Source organism: Bacillus sp. BB51/4, assembly GCF_008368845.1.
GTDB classification, from domain to species: Bacteria; Bacillota; Bacilli; order Bacillales; family Bacillaceae_G; genus Bacillus_A; species Bacillus_A wiedmannii.
In genome coordinates, this window is sequence record NZ_QOSC01000005.1 from 240,147 (window position 1) to 264,033 (window position 23,887).

At 37.3% G+C, this 23,887-nt stretch carries 20 protein-coding genes and 1 other annotated feature; of the genes, 17 read left to right on the forward strand and 3 right to left on the reverse strand.

Going from position 1 to position 23,887, the window contains the following annotated elements; genetic code table 11:
- Positions 1-204: 204 nt before the first annotated feature.
- Positions 205-405, forward strand: coding sequence for a hypothetical protein (locus DN392_RS03555; RefSeq protein WP_000124457.1), 201 nt, complete (start codon positions 205-207; stop codon positions 403-405).
- A gap of 94 nt (positions 406-499) precedes the next feature.
- On the opposite strand, the gene DN392_RS03560 is transcribed toward DN392_RS03555, so the two are convergent.
- Positions 500-1,114 carry a PH domain-containing protein gene (locus tag DN392_RS03560; RefSeq protein ID WP_000473869.1) on the reverse strand — a complete coding sequence of 205 codons (615 nt, stop codon included), beginning with the start codon at positions 1,112-1,114 and terminating at the stop codon, positions 500-502.
- A 519-nt stretch (positions 1,115-1,633) separates the two neighbouring features.
- Between DN392_RS03560 and DN392_RS03565 the strand changes: the two genes are divergently transcribed.
- The 7 genes from DN392_RS03565 (at position 1,634) to ysxC (ending at position 11,074) form a co-directional block, all read left to right on the forward strand.
- Positions 1,634-1,882, forward strand: a complete 249-nt coding sequence (locus DN392_RS03565) for a hypothetical protein (RefSeq protein WP_001983650.1) — start codon at positions 1,634-1,636, stop codon at positions 1,880-1,882.
- 197 nt (positions 1,883-2,079) lie between these two features.
- The gene (locus DN392_RS03570) at positions 2,080-3,078 is read left to right on the forward strand and encodes a hypothetical protein (RefSeq protein WP_000358261.1); all 999 of its coding nucleotides are present in this window, start codon (positions 2,080-2,082) and stop codon (positions 3,076-3,078) included.
- 309 nt (positions 3,079-3,387) lie between these two features.
- Positions 3,388-4,665, forward strand: coding sequence for a trigger factor (gene tig / locus DN392_RS03575; RefSeq protein WP_000729261.1), 1,278 nt, complete (start codon positions 3,388-3,390; stop codon positions 4,663-4,665).
- 264 nt (positions 4,666-4,929) lie between these two features.
- Positions 4,930-6,189: an ATP-dependent protease ATP-binding subunit ClpX gene (clpX, locus tag DN392_RS03580; RefSeq protein ID WP_000472285.1), complete on the forward strand. Its 1,260-nt coding sequence runs from the start codon at positions 4,930-4,932 to the stop codon at positions 6,187-6,189.
- A gap of 106 nt (positions 6,190-6,295) precedes the next feature.
- Positions 6,296-7,966, forward strand: coding sequence for an ATP-dependent protease LonB (gene lonB / locus DN392_RS03585; protein WP_000119166.1), 1,671 nt, complete (start codon positions 6,296-6,298; stop codon positions 7,964-7,966).
- A 184-nt stretch (positions 7,967-8,150) separates the two neighbouring features.
- Positions 8,151-10,481, forward strand: a complete 2,331-nt coding sequence (gene lon / locus DN392_RS03590) for an endopeptidase La (RefSeq protein ID WP_000097312.1) — start codon at positions 8,151-8,153, stop codon at positions 10,479-10,481.
- Positions 10,478-11,074 carry a ribosome biogenesis GTP-binding protein YsxC gene (gene ysxC, locus DN392_RS03595; RefSeq protein WP_000869124.1) on the forward strand — a complete coding sequence of 199 codons (597 nt, stop codon included), beginning with the start codon at positions 10,478-10,480 and terminating at the stop codon, positions 11,072-11,074. Before lon ends, ysxC begins: the two co-directional genes overlap by 4 nt.
- Positions 11,075-11,110: 36 nt before the next feature.
- On the opposite strand, the gene DN392_RS03600 is transcribed toward ysxC, so the two are convergent.
- The gene (locus DN392_RS03600) at positions 11,111-11,527 is read right to left on the reverse strand and encodes an organic hydroperoxide resistance protein (RefSeq protein ID WP_000359787.1); all 417 of its coding nucleotides are present in this window, start codon (positions 11,525-11,527) and stop codon (positions 11,111-11,113) included.
- A 2-nt stretch (positions 11,528-11,529) separates the two neighbouring features.
- A complete protein-coding gene (locus tag DN392_RS03605) occupies positions 11,530-11,982 on the reverse strand; it encodes a MarR family winged helix-turn-helix transcriptional regulator (RefSeq protein ID WP_000138545.1) in 453 nt (150 codons plus the stop codon).
- 415 nt (positions 11,983-12,397) lie between these two features.
- Between DN392_RS03605 and hemA the strand changes: the two genes are divergently transcribed.
- The 9 genes from hemA (at position 12,398) to DN392_RS03650 (ending at position 23,845) form a co-directional block, all read left to right on the forward strand.
- Positions 12,398-13,732, forward strand: coding sequence for a glutamyl-tRNA reductase (hemA, locus tag DN392_RS03610; RefSeq protein ID WP_000547847.1), 1,335 nt, complete (start codon positions 12,398-12,400; stop codon positions 13,730-13,732).
- 17 nt (positions 13,733-13,749) lie between these two features.
- Positions 13,750-14,583: a cytochrome c biogenesis protein gene (locus DN392_RS03615; protein WP_000008998.1), complete on the forward strand. Its 834-nt coding sequence runs from the start codon at positions 13,750-13,752 to the stop codon at positions 14,581-14,583.
- A 15-nt stretch (positions 14,584-14,598) separates the two neighbouring features.
- On the forward strand, positions 14,599-15,528 hold the full coding sequence (gene hemC / locus DN392_RS03620) for a hydroxymethylbilane synthase (protein WP_001226426.1): 930 nt from the start codon (positions 14,599-14,601) through the stop codon (positions 15,526-15,528).
- Positions 15,529-15,530: 2 nt separating this feature from the next.
- Positions 15,531-16,283, forward strand: a complete 753-nt coding sequence (hemD, locus tag DN392_RS03625) for a uroporphyrinogen-III synthase (RefSeq protein WP_000992333.1) — start codon at positions 15,531-15,533, stop codon at positions 16,281-16,283.
- Between the two features lie 20 nt (positions 16,284-16,303).
- Entirely contained in the window at positions 16,304-17,293 is a 990-nt protein-coding gene (hemB, locus tag DN392_RS03630) for a porphobilinogen synthase (RefSeq protein WP_149237911.1), read from the forward strand.
- Positions 17,293-18,582: a glutamate-1-semialdehyde 2,1-aminomutase gene (hemL, locus tag DN392_RS03635; protein ID WP_000712935.1), complete on the forward strand. Its 1,290-nt coding sequence runs from the start codon at positions 17,293-17,295 to the stop codon at positions 18,580-18,582. Before hemB ends, hemL begins: the two co-directional genes overlap by 1 nt.
- A 109-nt stretch (positions 18,583-18,691) precedes the next feature.
- Positions 18,692-19,669, forward strand: coding sequence for a stage VI sporulation protein D (spoVID, locus tag DN392_RS03640; RefSeq protein WP_000179735.1), 978 nt, complete (start codon positions 18,692-18,694; stop codon positions 19,667-19,669).
- A gap of 62 nt (positions 19,670-19,731) precedes the next feature.
- Positions 19,732-20,757 carry a spore coat protein YsxE gene (gene ysxE / locus DN392_RS03645; RefSeq protein WP_000350664.1) on the forward strand — a complete coding sequence of 342 codons (1,026 nt, stop codon included), beginning with the start codon at positions 19,732-19,734 and terminating at the stop codon, positions 20,755-20,757.
- Positions 20,758-20,929: 172 nt separating this feature from the next.
- Positions 20,930-21,162 (forward strand) — a binding site (T-box leader).
- A 37-nt stretch (positions 21,163-21,199) separates the two neighbouring features.
- The gene (locus tag DN392_RS03650) at positions 21,200-23,845 is read left to right on the forward strand and encodes a valine--tRNA ligase (protein ID WP_000072220.1); all 2,646 of its coding nucleotides are present in this window, start codon (positions 21,200-21,202) and stop codon (positions 23,843-23,845) included.
- The last annotated feature ends 42 nt before the right edge of the window (positions 23,846-23,887 follow it).

Here is a 23,887-nt window from a genome sequence, read left to right on the forward strand (position 1 = left end):
CCATATCTGTATTAACCCAATCGTTCACTTAGAATGTTATAAAACTTTTTACCATTCTAGTAAGATTGAGCACCGTTATCGGAACTTATCCCCGACAGTGTGTTACAATTAATAGAAGCGGAAAACGAGAATCTCCAATTGACTGGACTTGTGATTGGTTGGACAGTTTAAGAAGGTTGTATAAAAAAGGGAGATGGCGCAAAGATGGCGAGATCAAATGAGAATGATTTAACGGAGAAATTGGCAGAAGGTCACCGGAAATATGGTGATGGCAACTTTACAGTACAGAACATCGGTGATGAAACTAACCCAGATTGGACTGTCATAAAAAATGTGAGGAAGGGATCGGCAGGCATTCGTGAAGGAGAAGATATATTAAGACTGCGATCAAAATATATAAAATAGTACGGAAATGAGCGGGCCGAGAGTTCGAACCTCTCCTGGGACGCTAAGAAAACCTTGTTATCTTTTGATAACAAGGTTTTTTGTTTGTTTTAAATTAATTATTAATAAACTTCTCAAAGACAAAACCATAATCTTTCACGTTATATTGTTTCTTCGTATCAACGAGCCAGTTAAAGGCGATCTCGTTCATTTCTTTAAATTGTTCTGCTAAATTTACTTGTGCGTTTGAAATACGGCTGAAAGCGTTAGATGCCATATCTAGACTTTTATGTGCATACTGCAATGTAATATCGTTGTCGTATGAAATTTCTTCTATTTTAAGTAAAGCCTTATATAAATCTTTTAATTCTTCAATATGTTTTTTATGAACATCAATTGAATAATGCTCATCTCCCATTTGAAACTTAATTTCTACATCTAAATCAATTGTTCCCGCAGTTTCAAGTGCTACATTTTTAATTTGATATTTACTATAGCTAAAGCGGCGTAGTGTACGTTTTTTACTTGTTGCACTTGTACCATCTAGGTGGATTAATCCTTTGTTTGTGAAACAATATTCATCTGATTTTGATTTAATTAGAAAATAAATTTTCTCCCCATCTTCATGCATCACGTAATCATCAGCATCAACTTTATCATAATCTTTCGGTGTGATGACAGAACCTACATCGCTTAGTCCTAATACATCTGCAGCCATTTTCTTAAACATATAGAATCCCCCTTGTAAATTAAATTCTTAATTGTATAAAAATATATTAACACGATTTCAATAAAGTGTTTTCATATAATTAAAAACATTTGAAGGTAAGTTAAGAAAAGTAACGAATAATTATTTCAAACCTAAGTTATTTAGTAAATCTATCAGTTTAAGAGTGGATTCTCCGAAAAATAATCAAGAGAAAAAAGTTAATTTTGCAAGTAATTATAGAGAAATTCCGTGAAAACCTCTCAAGTAATATGAGGTTTTTTTCTATCCATTTTGAAATCTTACAATTCTGTAAGGTAACTGTAAGGAAGTTCGATGGTAACAAATTGCTAATCCTCTATAATGAAGGTAACAACGATAAAACGAGGAGGAAGAAATGATGAAAGGATTAATCGTAACGGGTTTAACAGTTGCTTTTGGATTTGTAGCGTATGAGAAATTAACGTATGTAGTTGATGTTGTAAAACATTTAATCGCTTAGTAAAAAAACTGCCATGAGAGGGAAAGGGAATGAGTGAATGAATGGAATGGTTATTTGGAATTATAGGTACTTGTAGTGTAGTGTTATTGTTCTTTGTCCCGAGTGGTATACTTAGTTCGACAACGAGTTTGTTCTTCTTAAGTTTGTTTGCTTGTACGATGCTTATTATTATGTTTTTAATGAAGCGAAGTAAACCAATCTTCTATTTTAGCATGATTGTTATGGCAATTATTGTTCTCCAAATTATTACCCTTGTTATATACCCCACTATTATAAAAGCTTTCCATTAATGATGAATCCTCTGCTTTAATTGCTGAGGATTTTTATTTGTACATTTTTAATTTTTAGTAAGGATTTGTTTATATTGAAATATAAAAATTAAATATTTCCATATTTCAAACAAAGGGTTTTGGGATGTTGTGTTCTTATTACTCATTTGATATATTTACTTTAAAGATAATTAAAATCTAGAAAAAGAGGCGGACGTATGGATAAAAAAGAAAATACGGTCGTATTGTTTCCACAACTATCAGAGCGATATATTGATGAAGGTTTTTTAGCACTGAAAGAGCGGAAATTCGAAGATGCATTGCGCTGCTTTGAAATATTACGTCAGTATAATGCAGAAACGGAACAAACGGAACTCGCTTCTGTTATTTGTTTGTTAGAATTAAAACATATGGAAGAAGCGAAAGACAAATGTGAACAGTTACTTGAAACAGGAGCTGTATTATTTGGTGATATTCTTGAAACATATGTGACGATTTTAGTTCAAACAAATGATTATGAAGGTGTCATTGAAATCGTTGAAAAGGTTTTGCAAACGAAAGATGTAATGCCTGAGCAAAAGGAAAAATTAGCACAGCTCGCTTTATTTGCAGAAGGTATGTTAAGTGAAGTAGATACGTCACTAGTCGATTCGAATTTTGAATTGGATGAGTTTACTAATGAAATGTTTGGAGAAAACTTTGGACAAAAGCTAAGAGCGATTCAGCAACTTTCGTTAAAAGACTTGGATCTTGCATTACCTATTTTAAAGAAATTTTTAATAGACGAAAAACAGCACCCTTATTTGAAAACTTCTATTTTATATAAAATGATAGAAAATCAAATAGAAGAAGAGATAGAGGTAGAAAAGTTTGGGAATACAATCAAGGTGATTCCAGCATTTACAGGTCATAATGAGGAGCAATCCGATAACATTATACATACATTATCAAGCCGATTAGAGCAAAATTATCCCGATATATTTGATGCTATGGTTACATATTGGAAAGAATTGCGAATTAGCGTTTTCCCATTCGCTCTATTAATGGATAAAGTGGAGATTTGGGCTGCTGTTTTAGAGAGAATTGGAAGAAAGCGTTTCGGATTGACTATTGATGAAGAAGAGCTTATGACAGCGTATAATATTGAATTAGAAGAGTTTCATATTGCCTATCAATGGTTATTACGTGTTGAAAGAGAAGGATATTTGCCCGTATAATTATGAAAAAGAATCGTTCGGTTCTTGAAACGAGCATATTCTATGTTATAATGTAAGGGTTGCAAAAGGCAGAAATCTGCCTGTTTGTAAGAGAAGAGAAGTGTAATTCTCTTACTTAATATGTTTCATATTATTCTCGAACAAAATATACCGTAGTTGTCTTTTAGACAATTAGTAGATTGGAACATTATATCTGAAAGCTTTTGCTAGAGGATTATTTGTACTTTTGTTATTTCAAAAAAGAGATAATGAAGATTTTAATCTATAGAGGTATGTGCATACATTATTATAGTTGGAGGGAAAGAATAAATGGCTGCAAAATGGGAAAAATTAGAAGGTAACGTAGGCGTTTTAACAATCGAAGTTGATGCTAAAGAAGTAAACAACTCTATCGACGCTGCGTTCAAAAAAGTAGTACAAACAATCAACGTACCAGGTTTCCGTAAAGGGAAAATGCCTCGTCCGTTATTCGAACAACGCTTTGGTATCGAATCTTTATACCAAGATGCTTTAGATATCATCTTACCAAAAGCATACGGTGAAGCGATCGATGAAGCTGGTATCTTCCCAGTTGATCATCCTGAAATCAACATCGAGAAGTTCGAAAAAAATGCTAACCTTATCTTCACTGCAAAAGTTACAGTGAAACCTGAAGTTAAATTAGGTGAGTACAAAGGTTTAGCAGTAGAAAAAGTTGAAACAACTGTAACTGACGAAGATGTAGAGAACGAATTAAAATCTTTACAAGAGCGTCAAGCTGAACTAGTTGTTAAAGAAGAAGGAACTGTTGAAAACGGTGATACAGCTGTAATCGACTTCGAAGGTTTCGTTGATGGCGAAGCATTTGAAGGCGGAAAAGGCGAAAACTATTCTCTTGCAATCGGTTCTGGTACTTTCATCCCTGGTTTCGAAGAGCAAGTAATTGGTCTTAAATCTGGTGATTCTAAAGAAGTTGAAGTATCATTCCCAGAAGAGTACCACGCTGCTGAATTAGCTGGTAAACCAGCTACATTCAAAGTAACAATTCACGAAATCAAAACAAAAGAACTTCCTGAGTTAAACGACGAGTTCGCTAAAGAAGCTGACGAAGAAGTTGCAACTCTTGACGAATTAAAAACAAAACTTCGTACAAACTTAGAAGAAGGCAAAAAGCACGAAGCTGAGCACAAAGTGCGTGACGAAGTAGTAGAATTAGCTGCTGCTAACGCTGAAATCGAGATTCCAGAAGCTATGATCGACACTGAGTTAGATCGTATGGTTCGTGAATTCGAGCAACGTTTAAGCCAACAAGGTATGAACCTTGAGCTTTACTACCAATTCACAGGTACTGACGCTGACAAGTTAAAAGAGCAAATGAAAGAAGACGCTCAAAAACGCGTAAGAATCAATCTTGTTCTTGAAGCTATCATTGAAGCTGAAAACATCGAAGTTACTGAAGAAGAAGTAACTGCAGAAGTTGAAAAAATGGCTGAAATGTACGGTATGCCAGTAGACGCTATCAAGCAAGCTCTTGGAAGCGTAGACGCTTTATCTGAAGACCTTAAAGTGCGTAAAGCTGTAGACTTCTTAGTAGACAACGCTGCATAATAAAATAACAAGGCGCGATTTTAATCGTGCCTTGTTTTATAAATATAGAAATATATTTATAAAACTTTTCGATGAAGAAGGAAAACTTCCTTTACAAGTCGAATATACATATTTCAAAAGTTTTAAAATTTTTTTATTTGTACATAACTAGTCATATTATTTGTATTTCTCGCCACGTAGTGACATAATATGTATTTACATACGATACATTTATCGTGTACATACGAAGGCAAGAGGTTAGCACTTTGTAAGGGGTGTGAAAATATGTTTAAATTTAATGATGAAAAAGGTCAATTAAAATGTTCTTTCTGTGGTAAAACACAAACGCAAGTTCGAAAGTTAGTTGCAGGTCCAGGTGTTTACATTTGTGACGAGTGTATCGAACTTTGTACTGAAATTGTACAAGAGGAGCTTGCGAAGGACGAAGAAGTAGAATTCAAAGATGTACCGAAACCGGTAGAAATTCGTGAAATCTTAGATGAGTATGTCATCGGACAAGATAACGCGAAAAAAGCACTAGCGGTAGCGGTATATAACCATTACAAACGTATTAATTCTAACAGTAAAATTGATGATGTAGAATTAGCGAAGAGTAATATTTCACTTATTGGGCCAACTGGTAGTGGTAAAACATTATTGGCACAAACATTAGCGCGTATTTTAAATGTTCCATTTGCAATCGCGGACGCAACATCTTTAACAGAAGCTGGATATGTAGGGGAAGATGTAGAAAACATCTTACTAAAATTAATCCAAGCAGCTGATTATGATGTAGAGAAAGCGGAAAAAGGAATCATTTATATTGATGAGATTGATAAAGTGGCACGTAAGTCCGAAAATCCATCAATTACACGTGATGTATCTGGTGAAGGTGTACAGCAGGCACTTCTGAAAATTTTAGAAGGTACTGTAGCGAGCGTTCCACCTCAAGGTGGTCGTAAGCATCCGCATCAAGAGTTCATTCAAATTGATACAACGAACATCCTATTCATTTGTGGTGGAGCGTTTGATGGCATTGAGCCAATTATTAAACGTCGCCTTGGTGAGAAAGTAATTGGATTTGGTGCTGAGAAGAAAAATGCTGATGTAAATGAGAAGCATGTTTTATCTCACGTTTTACCAGAGGATCTTTTAAGATTCGGTTTAATTCCGGAGTTTATCGGTCGTCTTCCAGTTATTGCGAACCTAGAGCCGCTTGATGAAGATGCTCTTGTAGATATTTTAACGAAACCGAAAAATGCACTTGTTAAGCAATTCCAAAAATTATTGGAGCTTGACGATGTTGAGTTAGAGTTTGAAGAAGGTGCACTAGTTGAGATTGCGAAAAAAGCAATTGAACGTAAAACAGGTGCTCGTGGACTTCGTTCTATTATTGAAGGCTTAATGCTTGATGTAATGTTCGAACTTCCATCTCGCAAAGATATCGAGAAGTGTATTCTGACGAAAGAAACAGTAGCTGATAATGAACCGCCGAAATTGGTGTTACAAGACGGTACTGTACTTGATACAAAAACATCTGCATAGTGCGAAGAAGAAACAGCAATTTTTATAATTGCTGTTTTTCTTTATGTTTAGCTATGTTCCTCCGCGGAAATACTAAATGATAAAACATTGCGGGAGGAAATAAATTATGAGCTGGACAAATATATTTTTACTTGTTCAACTTGTTTTTGGTGTAATTGTCGGATTGTATTTTTGGCATTTACTTCGAAATCAGCGAACACAAAAAGTTTCAATTGATCGAGAATCGAAAAAAGAATTAGAACAGCTTCGTAAAATGCGTGAGATTTCTTTAACAGAGCCGCTTGCGGAGAAGGTACGTCCTACATCCTTTTTAGATATTGTAGGGCAAGAGGACGGGATTAAGTCGTTAAAAGCGGCTCTTTGTGGTCCGAATCCGCAACATGTAATTATATATGGTCCGCCAGGTGTCGGGAAGACAGCGGCAGCACGTCTTGTATTGGAAGAAGCGAAACGCAATCCGAAATCTCCATTTCGTACGAATGCAACATTTATCGAACTTGATGCGACGACAGCAAGATTTGATGAACGTGGTATTGCAGACCCATTAATTGGTTCAGTCCATGATCCGATTTATCAAGGGGCAGGTGCAATGGGGCAAGCGGGTATCCCACAGCCGAAAAAAGGGGCTGTAACAGATGCGCATGGTGGTATTTTGTTCATTGATGAGATTGGTGAATTACATCCAATTCAAATGAACAAAATGTTAAAGGTGTTAGAAGATCGGAAAGTATTTTTGGAAAGTGCGTACTATAGTGAAGAAAATTCGATGATTCCAACGTATATACATGATATTTTTCAAAAAGGTTTGCCAGCCGATTTTCGCTTAGTTGGGGCGACGACACGTTCGCCAGAGGAGATTCCTCCTGCTATTCGGTCACGCTGTTTAGAAGTGTTTTTCCGTGAGTTAGATACAGAAGAGATTCAAAAAGTAGCGAAGAATGCAGCTGATAAAGTGGAAATGCAAATAGGTAAAAATGGTGTTGAAATGATCGGGATGTATGCAAGAAATGGACGAGAAGCGATTAACCTTGTACAAATTTCTGCTGGTATGGCAATAAATGAAGAACGTTCTTTCATTAAAGATGAAGATATAGAGTGGGTTGTTCACTCTAGTCAACTTACACCGAAATATGAAAAACGTATTTATCCTATTCCGAGAATCGGTCTTGTAAATGGACTTGCTGTATACGGACCAAATACAGGCGCGTTATTAGAAATTGAAGTAACAGCAATCAAGGCGAAAGATAAAGGGTCGGTAAATGTTACCGGGATTGTGGAAGAGGAAAGTATTGGTAGTCAAACGAAATCCATTCGCCGTAAAAGTATGGCGAAAGGTTCTGTAGATAATGTATTAACAGTACTTCGTTCTCTAGATGTGTTGCCAGAAGGTTACGATATACATATTAATTTTCCAGGTGGTATCCCAATTGATGGGCCTTCGGCAGGTATTGCTATGGCAACAGGTGTATATTCAGCAGTGCATCGTACGTATGTGAGTAATGAAGTAGCGATGACCGGTGAGATAAGTATACACGGGGAAGTGAAACCTATTGGTGGTGTGTACGCAAAAATAAAAGCCGCGAAAAAAGCAGGTGCTAAGAAAGTCATCATTCCTGCTGAAAACATGCAACCGTTTTTGTATACAATAAAAGGAATTGAAATCATTCCTGTTCGTAAGTTAAAAGAAGTATTTGAGCTAACATTTATGCAGGAAAATATGCATCGAGACCTTGATATACATACTACTGTAGACGAAACAGATGCACAATCAATGTGAGAATGAACGATAATAAAATTTGCCAGACTTCGTTTAAGTTTGTATGCTTAAGCGGAGTCTTTTTTCCTTTTTAAAAGGGAGAAAAAACGAGGGATTTACAATTGCGGAAAATCTCTGCAATTGCATCTAGATGTATTGTAATATAAAATAGTTGAACAGGAGTTTAATTTATTATGGAGGTGCTATGTCTAGTATGAATACGAATGAAAGAATCGTACCCCTCCTACCATTAAGAGGCGTTCTCGTATATCCAACGATGGTTCTGCATCTTGATGTAGGACGTGATAAATCGATACAAGCACTAGAGCAGGCGGCAATGGATGAAAATATCATCTTTTTAGCGATGCAAAAAGAAATGAATATCGATGATCCGAAAGAAGATGACATATATAGTGTAGGTACAGTGGCGAAAGTGAAGCAAATGTTAAAATTGCCGAACGGTACGCTTCGTGTCCTTGTAGAGGGTTTACATAGAGCTGAAGTAGTAGAGTTTATCGAAGAAGAGAATGTAGTGCAGGTTTCTATCAAAACGGTAACGGAAGAAGTGGAAGATGATCTAGAAGAGAAAGCTCTTATGCGTACATTACTCGAGCATTTCGAACAATATATTAAAGTTTCGAAAAAAGTTTCAAATGAAACATTTGCAACGGTAGCTGATGTGGAAGAGCCAGGAAGATTAGCTGATTTAATTGCTTCTCACTTGCCGATTAAAACGAAGCAGAAACAAGAAATCTTAGAGATTGTATCTGTGAAGGAACGATTACATACACTTATTTCAATTATTCAAGATGAACAAGAGTTACTTAGTTTAGAAAAGAAAATTGGACAAAAAGTGAAACGTTCAATGGAGCGCACGCAAAAAGAATATTTCTTACGTGAGCAAATGAAGGCGATTCAAACTGAACTTGGTGATAAAGAAGGTAAGGGCGGGGAAGTTGAAGAACTTCGTGAGAAAATTGAACAATCAGGAATGCCTGAAGAAACAATGAAGGCTGCACTGAAAGAATTAGACCGTTATGAAAAGTTACCAGCAAGTTCTGCGGAGAGCGGTGTTATTCGTAATTATATGGATTGGTTATTAGCACTTCCGTGGACAGAAGCGACAGAAGATATGATTGATCTTGCTCATTCTGAAGAGATTTTGAACAAAGATCATTACGGTCTTGAGAAAGTGAAAGAGCGCGTACTGGAATATTTAGCTGTGCAGAAGTTAACGAATTCATTAAAAGGACCTATCCTTTGCTTAGTAGGACCTCCTGGGGTCGGGAAAACTTCGTTAGCGCGTTCGATTGCAACATCATTAAATCGTAATTTTGTCCGTGTATCCCTTGGTGGTGTACGTGATGAATCTGAAATTCGTGGTCACCGTCGTACGTATGTTGGAGCGATGCCAGGACGCATTATTCAAGGTATGAAAAAGGCGAAAACAGTTAATCCAGTCTTTTTATTAGATGAGATTGATAAAATGTCTAACGACTTCCGTGGAGATCCATCAGCAGCATTACTTGAAGTGTTAGACCCAGAGCAAAACCATAACTTCAGTGATCATTACATTGAAGAACCGTATGATCTATCGAAAGTTATGTTTGTAGCAACTGCGAATACACTTTCAAGTGTTCCAGGTCCGTTGCTTGACCGTATGGAAATTATTTCGATTGCTGGCTATACAGAACTTGAAAAAGTTCACATTGCCCGTGAACATTTATTGCCGAAACAATTAAAAGAGCATGGCTTACGAAAAGGTAATTTACAAGTACGTGATGAAGCACTTCTTGAAATTATTCGTTATTATACACGTGAGGCTGGTGTTCGTACGCTAGAGCGTCAAATCGCAAAAGTTTGTCGTAAAGCAGCAAAAATTATCGTTACAGCAGAACGCAAGCGTATTGTAGTAACAGAGAAAAACATTGTTGATTTACTTGGTAAGCACATATTCCGTTATGGGCAAGCCGAAAAAACAGACCAAGTTGGTATGGCAACAGGGTTAGCGTATACAGCAGCGGGCGGTGATACACTTGCGATTGAAGTGTCTGTAGCGCCAGGTAAAGGGAAATTAATTTTAACGGGTAAACTTGGGGATGTTATGAAAGAATCCGCACAAGCAGCGTTTAGCTATATTCGTTCTCGTGCAGAAGAGCTTCAGATTGATCCGAATTTCCATGAGAAAAATGATATTCATATTCATGTTCCAGAAGGAGCAGTTCCAAAAGATGGACCGTCAGCAGGTATTACGATGGCAACGGCACTTATTTCTGCGCTAACAGGTATTCCTGTAAGTAAAGAAGTGGGGATGACAGGTGAAATTACACTTCGTGGTCGTGTATTACCAATTGGTGGTTTAAAAGAAAAAACATTAAGTGCTCACCGCGCAGGCTTAACAAAAATTATTTTGCCAGCAGAAAACGAGAAAGATTTAGATGATATTCCAGAAAGCGTAAAAGAAAACCTTACGTTTGTGCTTGCATCTCATTTAGATGAAGTATTGGAGCACGCATTAGTAGGAGTGAAACAATGAAAGTAACAAAAGCAGATATTGTAATTAGTGCTGTTAAACCAGAACAATATCCGGACAGTGATTTACCAGAAATTGCATTAGCAGGTCGTTCAAATGTCGGGAAGTCTTCCTTTATTAATAAAATTTTAAATCGTAAAAAGTTAGTACGTATTTCTTCTAAACCAGGGAAAACGCAAACGTTGAACTTTTTCTTAATCAATGAGATGATGCATTTTGTTGACGTTCCAGGTTATGGATATGCGAAAGTATCTAAAACAGAGCGCGCAGCATGGGGCAAGATGATTGAGACTTACTTTACAACGCGTGAGCAATTAGACGCAGCTGTATTAGTAGTTGATTTACGTCACCAACCAACAAATGATGACGTGATGATGTATGATTTCTTAAAACATTATGAAATCCCAACAATTATTATTGCGACGAAAGCCGATAAAATTCCGAAAGGGAAATGGCAAAAGCATTTAAAAGTTGTAAAAGAAACGCTTGCTGTTGAAATTGGCGATGAAATCGTTCTATTCTCTTCTGAAACAGGACTTGGAAAAGAAGAAGCGTGGAAGGCAATTCATAGAATGACAAAAACAAAAAACGCGTGACGAATGTCGCGCGTTTTTTTTATTTACTAAATTTTTTTATCTTACGTTTAATGTAACCTCGATATTACCTCTTGTTGCTTTCGAATAAGGACATACACCGTGAGCGGCTTCTACAAGTTCTTGTGCTTCGGCATGAGAGACGCCAGCAACGTGTACATCAAGTACAGCAGATAGGCCGAAACCACCATCTGTATCTTTTCCGATAGAAACGTGAGCAGTTACTTCTGTACTTTCTACTTTCACACGTTTTGTACGAATGACAAGTTGTAATGCACTATCAAAACAAGCGGCATAACCAGCAGCAAATAGTTGTTCTGGATTCGTTGCCTCTCCGCCTGCACCACCTAGTGCTTTCGGCATTTTTACATCAAGATTTAATATGCCATCATCTGAAATTACTCTTCCGTTTCTTCCACCTGTAGCAGTTACTGAAGCAGTATATAATTTATCCATGTTTATTCCCCTTTTCTATCATTAATTGTTTTCATTGTTTCAATTAGTTTATTTAATTGAATTAATAAAGAACGATATTCTTGTTCTGTAATTCCTAAATTTGTTGCCATTGTTGTCGGCAATGAACAAGCCTTTTCTTTTAAATCTTTACCTTGTTCTGTTAATTTAATACAAACTTTGCGCTCATCTTCTTTGGAACGAACGCGTTTTACAAGTGTTAATGATTCCATTCGTTTTAACATAGGTGTTAACGTACCGGAATCTAAAAATAGACGTTCTCCAATTTCTTTTACTGTTAGTCCATCTTGCTCCCATAGTACGAGTAAAGTAATGTACTGGGGATACGTAATACCCATCTCTTCTAAATATGGTCGATAAAAGCGGGTAACTTCTTTAGAACAGGCGTAAATAGAAAAACAAAGTTGGTTATCTAGATGTAAAGAATTCTCTGTCATACATAACTCCTTCCTAATTAAGTTTTGCACAATTTAATTTTGTAAAACCAATATAACGAAAAAGAAATACAATGTCAAATACATTGTATTGAGAAAGTTTGTGCTACAATTTGGAACAATCATACATATTTTCCTTCATGATGAAAGAAGATAGGAAAGATGATGTTATAATTCATATGGAATAGTTTCCATCACTTGATTATGAGGGCTTTTTTTGGTAACGTACAAATAGAGTTATTAATTTATAATCATTATAAAGTAGGAAGTCTTTATTAGTTTTACTGAATCTCCTTTATTACATACGGAGAATAAATAAAAAATAATCGGTTGTTCACACGATTGTCAGATTCATAAGAGGAAAGTTGTATTATGATAGTAGATAAAGTGATAAAACGGGTGAAGGGGGACATGCTGCGTGCATATTCTTGTTGTTAGTGTAAATTATCGAACAGCCCCTGTAGAATTTCGTGAGAAACTCACATTTCAGGCAGCAGAGCTAGAGCAAGCAATGACTACATTACAAAATCAAAAGAGCGTGTTAGAGAATGTCATTGTATCAACTTGTAATCGCACTGAGATTTACGCTGTTGTCGATCAATTACACACGGGACGGTATTATATTAAGAAGTTTTTAGCTGATTGGTTTCAGCTTGAAATAGAAGAAGTCGCACCATATTTAACTATTTTTGAACAAGACGGTGCAATAGATCATTTATTCCGCGTGACGTGCGGTTTAGATTCTATGGTAGTTGGAGAAACACAGATTTTAGGCCAAATAAAAGATAGCTTTTTAGAAGCGCAACAAGTAAAAGCGACAGGCACAATTTTTAATGAGTTGTTTAAGCAGGTGGTTACGTTAGCGAAACGTGCGCACTCAGAAACGACGATTGGTGAAAGTGCGATGTCTGTTAGTTATGCTGCTGTTGAGCTTGGAAAGAAAATATTTGGTGAGTTAACAGATTGTCATGTGCTTATTCTTGGTGCTGGTAAGATGGGTGAACTGGCACTGCAAAACTTATATGGAAGCGGTGCTCGAAAAGTAACAGTCATGAATAGGACGTTTACGAAAGCGGAAGTAATGGCTGAGAAATATATGGGACATGCAAAGCCTTTAAGTGAATTGCAATGTGCATTATTAGAAGCAGATATTTTAATTAGTTCAACTGGTGCATCTGAATATGTCATTACGAAAGAGATGATGACAAAGGTAGAGAAAATGCGCTCTGGTCGTCCGTTATTTATGGTGGATATTGCAGTGCCACGTGATATTGATCCAGCGATTGATGAACTAGAAGGTTCTTTCTTATATGACATTGATGATTTGCAAGGAGTAGTGGAAGCAAATCGTGCTGAGCGTTTGAAAGAAGCAGAGAAAATTCAATTTATGATTGAAGAGGAAATTGTTTTATTTAAAACGTGGTTAAGTACACTTGGTGTTGTTCCGTTAATAGCAGCTCTTCGTGATAAGGCACTTGCTATCCAAAGTGAAACGATGGAAAGCTTGGAACGAAAAATACCGAATCTTAGTGATCGTGAGAGAAAAGTAATTAGTAAGCATACGAAAAGTATTATTAATCAATTATTGAAAGACCCAATTTTAGTAGCTAAAGAAATAGCTGCTGAAGAGGGAGCAGACGAAAAATTAGCGTTATTTGCAAAGATTTTTGACTTAGAAATGGAAGATGTAGAGAGTTGTGCGGAAGAAGTAGAACATAAAAGAGCGTGGACACCATCCGTTCCATCTTTATAATTTGGAAGGATGATCGGATGAGTTTTTTAAATAACAGTATTATTTATCATATTGCAATTATTTTATATGCTTGTAGCATTAGTTTATATTTTATAGATTATTTCCAAAGTAACCGAAAGGCGAACCGATTTGCTTTTTGGTTACTTTCAATTGTATGGGTTCTGCAGTCTATCTTTATGTTACTCAGGGCTACAGATTCAGAAACGAACCCTATATTAACTTTATTATCAGGGATTTATTTTTATGTTTGGCTATTGATTACGATGTCGTTAGTCATTAATCGGTTTATGAGAATTGACTTTTTAGTCTTTTTTACAAATGTTGTCGCATTTGGCGTAAGCGCTTTTTCTATTTTTACACCGCTCGGAAAGATGTCGCCGGTACTGGCAGAGCAATTAGTTTCAGAACTTGTATATGTACATGTCGGTATGGCTATTATTTCTTATGCAACTTTCACTGTATCGTTCATTTTTTCTATTATGTATTTATTGCAATATCGCCTATTAAAAAAGAAAAAATGGAATGCGAGATTAAGAAGGTTAGGGAATTTGCCGAAGTTAGAATCGATGTCTTACGGATTAAATTTATTTTCTGTTCCATTTTTCTTACTAGCTATTTTATTAGGATGCATATGGGGATATACGAAATTGGACAATTTCCATTGGTATGATACGAAAGTGATCGGGTCTTTTGTCGTTCTATTTGTATATTGTGCTGGCCTATATTTACGAGTGGCAGATGTGTTGCAAGGGAAGAAAATCGTGCAGTGGAACATCGGAGCATTTCTCGTAATGCTAATCAATATTTTTCTATTAAGCAGTTTATCCAACTTCCACTTTTGGTATTTATAATGAGGAGAGAGAATTATGCGCAAAATTATTGTAGGGTCACGAAAGAGTAAATTAGCATTAACGCAAACAAACTGGTTTATTGATCAGTTAAAAGCACTAGGTTTACCATATGAATTTGAAGTGAAAGAAATCGTCACAAAAGGTGATGTTATTTTAGATGTTACTCTTTCAAAAGTAGGCGGAAAAGGCTTGTTTGTTAAAGAGATTGAACATGCGTTACTGACGAAAGAAATTGATATGGCTGTACATAGTATGAAAGATATGCCGGCCGTACTTCCAGAAGGATTAATGATTGGTTGTACACCGAAGCGTGTTGACCCTCGTGATGCTTTTATCTCAAAAAGCGGAGCATCGTTTAAAGAGTTAGCAGAAGGCGCTATTTTAGGTACGAGTAGTTTAAGACGCAGTGCACAATTATTAGCTGCGAGACCAGATTTACAAGTGAAGTGGATTCGAGGAAATATCGATACACGTTTACGTAAATTACAAGAAGAAGATTACGATGCAATCATTTTAGCAACAGCTGGATTACAAAGAATGGGCTGGGATAATGAAGTTATTACAGAACATTTAGATGAGACGTTATGTGTACCTGCTGTAGGACAAGGTGCATTAGCGATTGAATGTCGTGAGGATGATAAGGATTTACTACAGTTGTTAGCGCATATGAATGATGCAGTAACAGAAAGAACAGTGGCGGCAGAACGAGTATTTCTTCATAAACTTGAAGGTGGCTGCCAAGTTCCAATCGCTGGATATGCAATTCTTACAGAAAATGATGCAATCGAATTAACAGCTCTTGTCGGTTCTATGGACGGTTCTATTTTATTGAAAGAGACAGTAGTAGGAACTAATCCAGAGGAAGTAGGATTAGAGGCTGCGGACCGTTTAATTAAACAAGGCGCCAAAGAACTCATTCTTGCTGCAAATAAGGGGCAACAATAAATATGAACGCTCTCGCTGGCAAAACGGTATTAATTACACGTGCCCAGCATCAAGCGAAACAAATGAGTGTAGCGGTGAAAGAAAAGAGCGGAATTCCATTGGAAATTCCGCTTTTGCGTATGGAAGGTATGTCTCATAGGCAAATTCAACATATAGCAGGGCAGCTGCATTCGTATGACTGGGTTATTTTTACGAGTAAAAATGGGGTAGCTTTTTTTCTAGATAGCTTGAGAAAGAAGCTACCCGCAAAGACTAAAATTGCTGCAGTAGGCGTGAAAACAAGGTTAGAGTTAGAAAAGCGGGGCTATCAAGTGGACTTCGTTCCAACTTCATTTGTTGCAGAAGTATTTGCAGAAGAGTTTGTAAAAAGACTAAGTGGAAACGAGTGCATTTTATTTCCGAAAGGGAATTTAGCAAGAGATGTAATTCCAGTTGCACTTCGCGAAATTGGTGTTTCTCTAGATGAGCTAATCGTATATGGTACGAAAGAGAATGTAGAGAAAAGGCAAGAGCTTATAGTAGCGTTAGAAGTAGGGAAAGTAGACATTATTACATTTACAAGCCCTTCAACTGTTACTAGTTTTGTTCGTTTACTTGAGGGTACAAACTGGAGAGAATGGACAAAAAACTGTACAATTGCTTGTATAGGGCCTATTACGGAAAAAGAGGCGATCCTTTATTTTCCACATGTTATTATGCCGAAAGAGTACACTGTAGAAGCATTACTACAATGCATTTGTGAATCTATAAAATAAAAGAATGGGGATAGAAATCTATGAACTCTTTACAATTTAATCGTCATCGTCGCTTAAGACAAAGCGGTAATATGCGTGCGCTTGTGCGTGAAACGTTTTTACATACGGAAGATTTTATTTACCCTATTTTTGTATTAGAAGGAGAAAATGTTCGTAATGAAGTGCCTTCTATGCCAGGCGTATATCAAATGTCTTTAGATTTATTGCAAGCTGAAATGCAAGAGGTTGTTGATTTAGGTATTCGTTCTGTTATTGTATTTGGTTTACCTGCTGAAAAAGATGAAGTTGGATCATCAGCATATTGTGATCATGGAATTGTGCAACGTGCAATTAAGCAAATTAAAGGTGAATTCCCTGAGCTAGTAGTAGTTGCAGATACATGTTTATGTCAATTCACAAGCCATGGTCATTGCGGTGTAATTGAAGATGGTATTATTTTAAATGACGAGTCTCTTGCAGTTCTTGCGAAAACAGCTGTAAGCCAAGCGAAAGCAGGAGCGGACATTATTGCGCCATCAAACATGATGGACGGATTCGTAACAGCAATTCGCCATGCATTAGATGAAAATGGTTTTGGACACGTACCAGTAATGTCGTACGCTGTGAAATATTCATCAGCATTTTACGGACCATTCCGTGATGCGGCGCACGGTGCCCCGCAATTTGGTGATCGTAAAACATATCAAATGGATCCAGCGAACCGTATGGAAGCATTCCGTGAAGCAGAATCAGATGTAATGGAAGGGGCAGATTTCTTAATTGTAAAGCCAGCTCTTTCTTACTTAGATATCGTTCGTGATGTGAAAAATAACTTTAATTTACCAGTCGTTGCATATAACGTAAGTGGTGAATATTCGATGATTAAAGCAGCAGCGCAAAATGGTTGGATTAATGAAAAAGAAGTTGTACTTGAAAAATTAATTAGCATGAAACGTGCAGGAGCAGATTTAATTATTACGTATCATGCAAAAGATGTAGCAAGATGGTTACAAGAAGGAGGCGCTAAATAATGAAAAAGTTTGATAAGTCGATTGCGGCGTTTGAAGAGGCACAAGATTTAATGCCTGGTGGCGTAAATAGCCCCGTTCGTGCCTTTAAGTCTGTCGGTATGAATCCGTTGTTTATGGAGCGCGGAAAAGGTTCTAAAGTATATGATATCGATGGAAATGAATACATCGATTACGTATTATCATGGGGTCCTTTAATTCATGGTCATGCGAACGATCGTGTTGTTGAAGCTTTAAAGTCTGTTGCTGAAAGAGGAACAAGCTTCGGTGCCCCAACGGAAATTGAGAATAAATTAGCGAAACTTGTTATTGAGCGCGTACCATCAATTGAGATTGTACGTATGGTTAACTCTGGAACAGAAGCGACAATGAGTGCGCTACGTTTAGCTCGTGGTTATACAGGCCGTAACAAAATTTTGAAATTCATCGGTTGTTACCACGGTCATGGTGATTCGTTATTAATTAAAGCGGGTTCTGGTGTGGCGACGCTAGGTTTACCAGATAGCCCTGGTGTACCAGAAGGTGTAGCGAAAAATACGATTACCGTAGCGTATAACGATTTAGATAGTGTGAAATACGCTTTCGAACAATTTGGTGATGATATTGCTTGTATAATTGTAGAACCAGTAGCAGGAAATATGGGTGTTGTTCCTCCGCAACCAGGATTTTTAGAAGGTCTTCGTGAAGTAACAGAGCAAAATGGTGCATTGCTTATTTTTGATGAAGTCATGACAGGATTCCGAGTTGCTTATAATTGCGGACAAGGTTATTACGGTGTAACACCTGATTTAACTTGTTTAGGTAAAGTAATCGGTGGTGGCTTACCAGTAGGAGCATACGGTGGTAAAGCAGAAATTATGCGCCAAGTTGCACCGAGCGGACCGATTTACCAAGCAGGTACTTTATCAGGTAACCCACTTGCAATGGCAGCAGGTTATGAAACGTTAGTACAGTTAACGCCAGAATCGTATGTAGAATTTGAGCGTAAAGCTGAAATGTTAGAAGCTGGATTACGTAAAGCGGCTGAAAAACATGGCATTCCGCATCATATTAACCGTGCGGGTTCTATGATTGGTATCTTCTTTACAGATGAACAAGTTGTTAATTACGATGCAGCAAAATCTTCAAACTTAGAATTCTTTGCGGCTTACTATCGTGAAATGGTAGAACAAGGTGTATTCTTGCCACCATCTCAATTCGAAGGTCTATTCTTATCGACAGCACATAGTGATGCAGATATTGAAGCGACGATTGCAGCGGCTGAAATTGCAATGTCAAAATTAAAAGCTTAATTGTTGAAAGAAAATCGCTCTCCATAAGGGGAGTGATTTTTTTTATTCATAAAGTCAGCTTTCCATACATAAATCTGTAATGACATATAGTTTGGGAGGGGGAAAAGAAGTGGCAACAGATCATTCATTACGTTTTTCATTAAAAGAATCTGTTTGGTTCCAAAAAGGACAGGAAGTCGAAGAACTTTTGTCAATTTCGTTAGATCCAGACGTTGAGATAGAAGAGCTTGATCATGAAGTTATCGTGAGAGGGCAATTAGATTTAACGGGAGAGTATGTTGCGCGGCAAGATGATTCGGCTTATTCATTAAGAGATCTATCGCCAGCGAAGTCAATTGATTATGTAGAAACAAGGGAAGATGGGGTTAATGAACTTGTTCATTCCTTTCCGCTTGAAATATCAATTCCGAGAAACCGTGTGAAAGTAATTGAAGAACTATATGTATCTATTGAAGAATTTGATTATGAATTAAAGGAAAATGGTTGCTTACAATTATTAGCGGATATATCTATCACTGGTTTATGTGATGAAGAAAGAATCGAGGATGAAGAGGAAGAAACAGCGTATGCTGAGTTAGAGGCTGATTCCGCACAAGAGGATGAAAATAGACCTGCGCCGCACGTAGAAGAACCAGTCTATAAGGAATCAGATGAGTGGGAAGATTACGCATTTGAACCGTTCCAACTAGAGGAAAGAAAAGAGCAGGAAGTAGAGGAAGAGGAAATAGAAGAACATGAATTTGTAGAGCGTGAAGAGGAGAAAGAATCAACGCCACAATTTGAATTGTTCGGAAGAAAAGATTTCAAGAAAGAAAAAGCGAAAAAACAAGAAGAGCAAGAAGAAGAAACGTATTCACAGCGAGATGAAAATGCACTTTATTTAACGAAAATATTTACGAAAGAACCGGAAGAAGAATTTACAAAGTTAAGAATGTATTTCGTGCAAGAAGGGGATACAATCGAATCTGTTGCAGACCGTTATGAAACGTCTGTACAAAACTTATATCGTGTCAATCAAACAGAAGATATATATTTAACTGCGGGACAAATTATTTATATTCCTGTTTCAAGGGCAAAAGCGAAATAAGTGAGTGTTTTCACTCGCTTATTTTCCTAAAGGCTATGTTTTGAATAGAAAGGGTTATTCGTATGGATATTGAATTACGAAATCGCTATGAACCCATTGTAAGGCAATACAGATTGGATACACAGCATATGGAAGAGCACGGAAGTGTAACGAAAATTTACACGAATCAAGGTCCGTATGCGCTCAAGAAAATAGAAGACGGGAAGTTAGAGCGGAATAACTTTTTGCACCATATGCAATATTTGAAGGAGAACGGTTTTTCAAATTATGTACCTATATACCATGCGACGGATGGAAGTTATATTTTAAGTGACGGGACGTATAATTATTATTTAATGCCTTGGTTAGAACGTGCGGAAGGCAACGGCGAGGATAATGATCAATACCATAAAATGTTTCAAACTCTCGGGACGTTACATCAAAAAACGATGAAAGAAGAAACGTATACAGAAGAAGATTTAGAAAAACATTATACAAATATATCCGATCGCTGGGAGAATGATGGTGAGATGTTAGAAGAGTTTCTCGTAGAATCTGAAGCGAAGTGGTATATGTCTCCGTTTGAATTGCAATATTGTACGTACTATCATCATGTAATGAGGGCTCGTGAGTTTGCAACGAAGCAATTAACTGAGTGGAACGATGCGATGAAGGAAAAAGAAAAAACACGTATTACTTTTGTGCATGGTAACGTATCGCTTAATCATTTCTTATTTGATTATGAACGGAATGGCTATTTTATTAGTTTAGAAAAATCGAAGTTTGCAACACCAGTGCAAGATATAGTTGGTTTTTATTCTCGGTCTTTAAACACGTATCCAATTGCGCGAAGTGATCGGTTTGAATGGTATCAAATGTACCAAAAAAATTTCCCTTTTACGAAAGAAGAGCAACTACTCATGTTTGCGTATATGACGTATCCATCGCAATTTATTCGGCAAATCCAGTCTTATAAGAAAAGAAGAGAGAGTCGCAATGAGGAAAATGAACTTCTCGGAGTAAAGAGCTTACAACAATCGCATTGGCTCGTTAGTAATATAGAATATTTCCTTTCGCAATTACAAGCTGCCCAGCAAGGGAACGGGTAAAGTGAAACTTTAATTAGTGGGGGATCTTACTGCCCGCAAATAGCGGGATAAAGAAGATAAGTAGAGGATGCTACTTATCTTCTTTTTTTGCCCAAAAAGCCGTAGTATTAAATTTATCTTGACGAATAGGGTTTCGTTTTTTACACTATTGTATATAATAATTAACAATCATATAAATGCCTTGAAGGGGAAGAGTATAACAAGAAACGTCTTCAGAGAGGAGAATCATTAGCTGGGAGATTCTCTAGATAGTTATGTTAGAAGGTAGCCCTGGAGCATCTTTTCTGAACGGAATAGTTCTCATTAGGAAAAGACGGATTTGTCCGTTATCAAATTAAGAGTATAAGCAAATTTCTGAATTTGTTTGTAAATAAAGGTGGTACCGCGATGTCCCTCGTCCTTTTTGGATGAGGGGCATTTTTTATTTTAAGGAGGGAAAATAATGTCAAACACGGAAAAGAATTTACCAACTAAATATGATCATATGTCCGTTGAAGAAGGCCTTTATCAATGGTGGCTTGAAGGCAAATATTTCGAAGCAACAGGAGATGAGAAGAAACAACCATACACAATTGTAATTCCACCTCCGAACGTAACTGGTAAGTTACACTTAGGTCATGCTTGGGATACAACTCTTCAAGATATTTTAACTCGTACGAAGCGTATGCAAGGTTACGATGTATTATGGCTTCCAGGAATGGATCATGCAGGTATCGCAACACAAGCGAAAGTAGAAGGGAAACTTCGTGAAGAAGGTATTTCACGTTACGATCTTGGCCGTGAGAAATTCCTTGAAAAAGCTTGGGAATGGAAAGAGGAATACGCGTCTCACATTCGTCAACAATGGGGGAAAGTTGGTTTAGGACTAGACTATTCTCGTGAACGTTTCACATTAGACGAAGGTTTATCTGATGCGGTTAATAAAGTATTCGTTCAATTATACGAAAAAGGCTTGATTTACCGCGGTGAATATATTATCAACTGGGACCCAGCAACACGCACAGCTCTTTCTGATATTGAAGTAATTCATAAAGAAGTTCAAGGTGCATTCTACCATATGAACTATCCGTTAACAGATGGCTCTGGTCATATTCGTCTTGCGACTACTCGTCCAGAAACGATGCTTGGTGATACAGCAGTAGCAGTTCATCCAGAAGACGATCGTTACAAGCATTTAATCGGGAAAACAGTTACACTTCCAATCGTAGGCCGTGAGATTCCAATTATTGCTGATGAGTACGTAGAAAAAGATTTCGGAACAGGCGTTGTAAAAATTACACCAGCTCATGACCCGAATGACTTTGAAGTAGGTAACCGTCATGACTTACCACGTATCTTAGTAATGAACGAAGATGGATCAATGAACGAAAAAGCTGGTAAGTATAACGGTATGGATCGTTTCGAATGCCGTAAAGCGTTAGTGAAGGACTTACAAGAAGCGGGCGTATTAGTAGAAATCGAGCCTCATATGCATTCAGTAGGTCATAGTGAGCGTAGTGGTGCAGTTGTTGAGCCTTACTTATCAACACAATGGTTCGTGAAAATGGCTCCACTTGCTGAGAAGGCAGTAGAGCTTCAACAAAAAGAAGAAGAGAAAGTAACGTTCGTACCAGAACGTTTTGAAAACACATACTTACGCTGGATGGAAAACATTCACGACTGGTGTATTTCTCGTCAATTATGGTGGGGACACCGTATTCCAGCTTGGTATCATAAAGAAACTGGTGAAGTATACGTAGGTACAGATGCACCAGCAGATATTGAAAACTGGAATCAAGATAACGACGTACTTGATACATGGTTCAGTTCAGCGTTATGGCCGTTCTCAACACTTGGCTGGCCGGATGAAGATTCAGCAGACTTTAAACGTTATTATTCAACAGATGCATTAGTAACGGGTTATGACATCATCTTCTTCTGGGTATCTCGTATGATTTTCCAAGGTTTAGAGTTTACTGGTGAGCGTCCATTTAAAGATGTATTAATTCACGGTTTAGTTCGTGATGAGCAAGGACGTAAAATGAGTAAATCTCTTGGTAACGGTATTGATCCAATGGATGTTATCGAGAAGTACGGTGCAGATGCAATGCGCTATTTCTTATCAACAGGAAGCGCACCAGGTCAAGATTTACGTTTCAGTATGGAAAAAGTAGAGTCTACTTGGAACTTCATTAATAAAATTTGGAACGCATCACGTTTCGTATTAATGAACATGGATGATATGAAGTATGAAGAAATCGATTTAACTGGTGAAAAATCAGTTGCGGATAAGTGGATTTTAACTCGCTTAAACGAAACAATCGAAAGCGTAACGCGTAACATGGATAAATATGAGTTCGGTGAAGCTGGTCGTTCATTATACAACTTCATTTGGGACGATTTCTGTGACTGGTACATTGAAATGGCGAAACTTCCACTATACGGTGAAGATGAAGCAGCTAAGAAAACAACTCGTTCTATTTTAGCTTACGTATTAGACCAAACAATGCGTCTATTACACCCATTCATGCCATTCGTAACAGAGAAGATTTGGCAACATTTACCGCATGAAGGCGAATCTATTACAGTAGCAGCGTGGCCAACAGTTCGCGAAGATTTACAAGATACAGAAGCTGCGGCAGAAATGCACCTTCTAGTTGATATCATTCGCTCTGTTCGTAACATCCGTGCAGAAGTTAATACGCCGATGAGCAAAAAAGTTCAAATGCAAATTAAAGCAAAAGATGAGGCTGTACTTGCTCAACTTACAAAAAACAGCTCTTACATTGAGCGTTTCTGTAACCCAAGCGAATTAATAATTCAAACGGATTTACAAGCACCAGAAAAAGCAATGACTGCAATCGTATCAGGTGCAGAGTTATTCTTACCGTTAGCTGATCTTATCAATCTTGATGAAGAGAGAGCACGTCTTGAGAAAGAATTTGAGAAGTTCGACAAAGAAGTAGAACGTGTACAGAAGAAACTTTCAAACCAAGGTTTCGTAGCGAAAGCTCCTGCAGCAGTTATTGACGGAGAGCGTGCGAAAGAGCAAGACTACCTAGAAAAACGTGAAGCAGTTCGCCAACGTCTAGCAGATCTTGAAAAGTAAAATGTTTTTTAGAGGCTCACTATATTGGTGAGTCTCTTTTCT

Coding starts and splice junctions, on each gene's coding strand:
- DN392_RS03555 (WP_000124457.1), top strand. CDS start 205: ATGGCGAGATCAAATGAGAATGATTTAACGGAGAAATTGGCAGAAGGT.
- DN392_RS03560 (WP_000473869.1), bottom strand. CDS start 1,114: ATGTTTAAGAAAATGGCTGCAGATGTATTAGGACTAAGCGATGTAGGT.
- DN392_RS03565 (WP_001983650.1), top strand. CDS start 1,634: ATGGAATGGTTATTTGGAATTATAGGTACTTGTAGTGTAGTGTTATTG.
- DN392_RS03570 (WP_000358261.1), top strand. CDS start 2,080: ATGGATAAAAAAGAAAATACGGTCGTATTGTTTCCACAACTATCAGAG.
- tig (WP_000729261.1), top strand. CDS start 3,388: ATGGCTGCAAAATGGGAAAAATTAGAAGGTAACGTAGGCGTTTTAACA.
- clpX (WP_000472285.1), top strand. CDS start 4,930: ATGTTTAAATTTAATGATGAAAAAGGTCAATTAAAATGTTCTTTCTGT.
- lonB (WP_000119166.1), top strand. CDS start 6,296: ATGAGCTGGACAAATATATTTTTACTTGTTCAACTTGTTTTTGGTGTA.
- lon (WP_000097312.1), top strand. CDS start 8,151: ATGTCTAGTATGAATACGAATGAAAGAATCGTACCCCTCCTACCATTA.
- ysxC (WP_000869124.1), top strand. CDS start 10,478: ATGAAAGTAACAAAAGCAGATATTGTAATTAGTGCTGTTAAACCAGAA.
- DN392_RS03600 (WP_000359787.1), bottom strand. CDS start 11,527: ATGGATAAATTATATACTGCTTCAGTAACTGCTACAGGTGGAAGAAAC.
- DN392_RS03605 (WP_000138545.1), bottom strand. CDS start 11,982: ATGACAGAGAATTCTTTACATCTAGATAACCAACTTTGTTTTTCTATT.
- DN392_RS03615 (WP_000008998.1), top strand. CDS start 13,750: ATGAGTTTTTTAAATAACAGTATTATTTATCATATTGCAATTATTTTA.
- hemC (WP_001226426.1), top strand. CDS start 14,599: ATGCGCAAAATTATTGTAGGGTCACGAAAGAGTAAATTAGCATTAACG.
- hemD (WP_000992333.1), top strand. CDS start 15,531: ATGAACGCTCTCGCTGGCAAAACGGTATTAATTACACGTGCCCAGCAT.
- hemB (WP_149237911.1), top strand. CDS start 16,304: ATGAACTCTTTACAATTTAATCGTCATCGTCGCTTAAGACAAAGCGGT.
- hemL (WP_000712935.1), top strand. CDS start 17,293: ATGAAAAAGTTTGATAAGTCGATTGCGGCGTTTGAAGAGGCACAAGAT.
- ysxE (WP_000350664.1), top strand. CDS start 19,732: ATGGATATTGAATTACGAAATCGCTATGAACCCATTGTAAGGCAATAC.
- DN392_RS03650 (WP_000072220.1), top strand. CDS start 21,200: ATGTCAAACACGGAAAAGAATTTACCAACTAAATATGATCATATGTCC.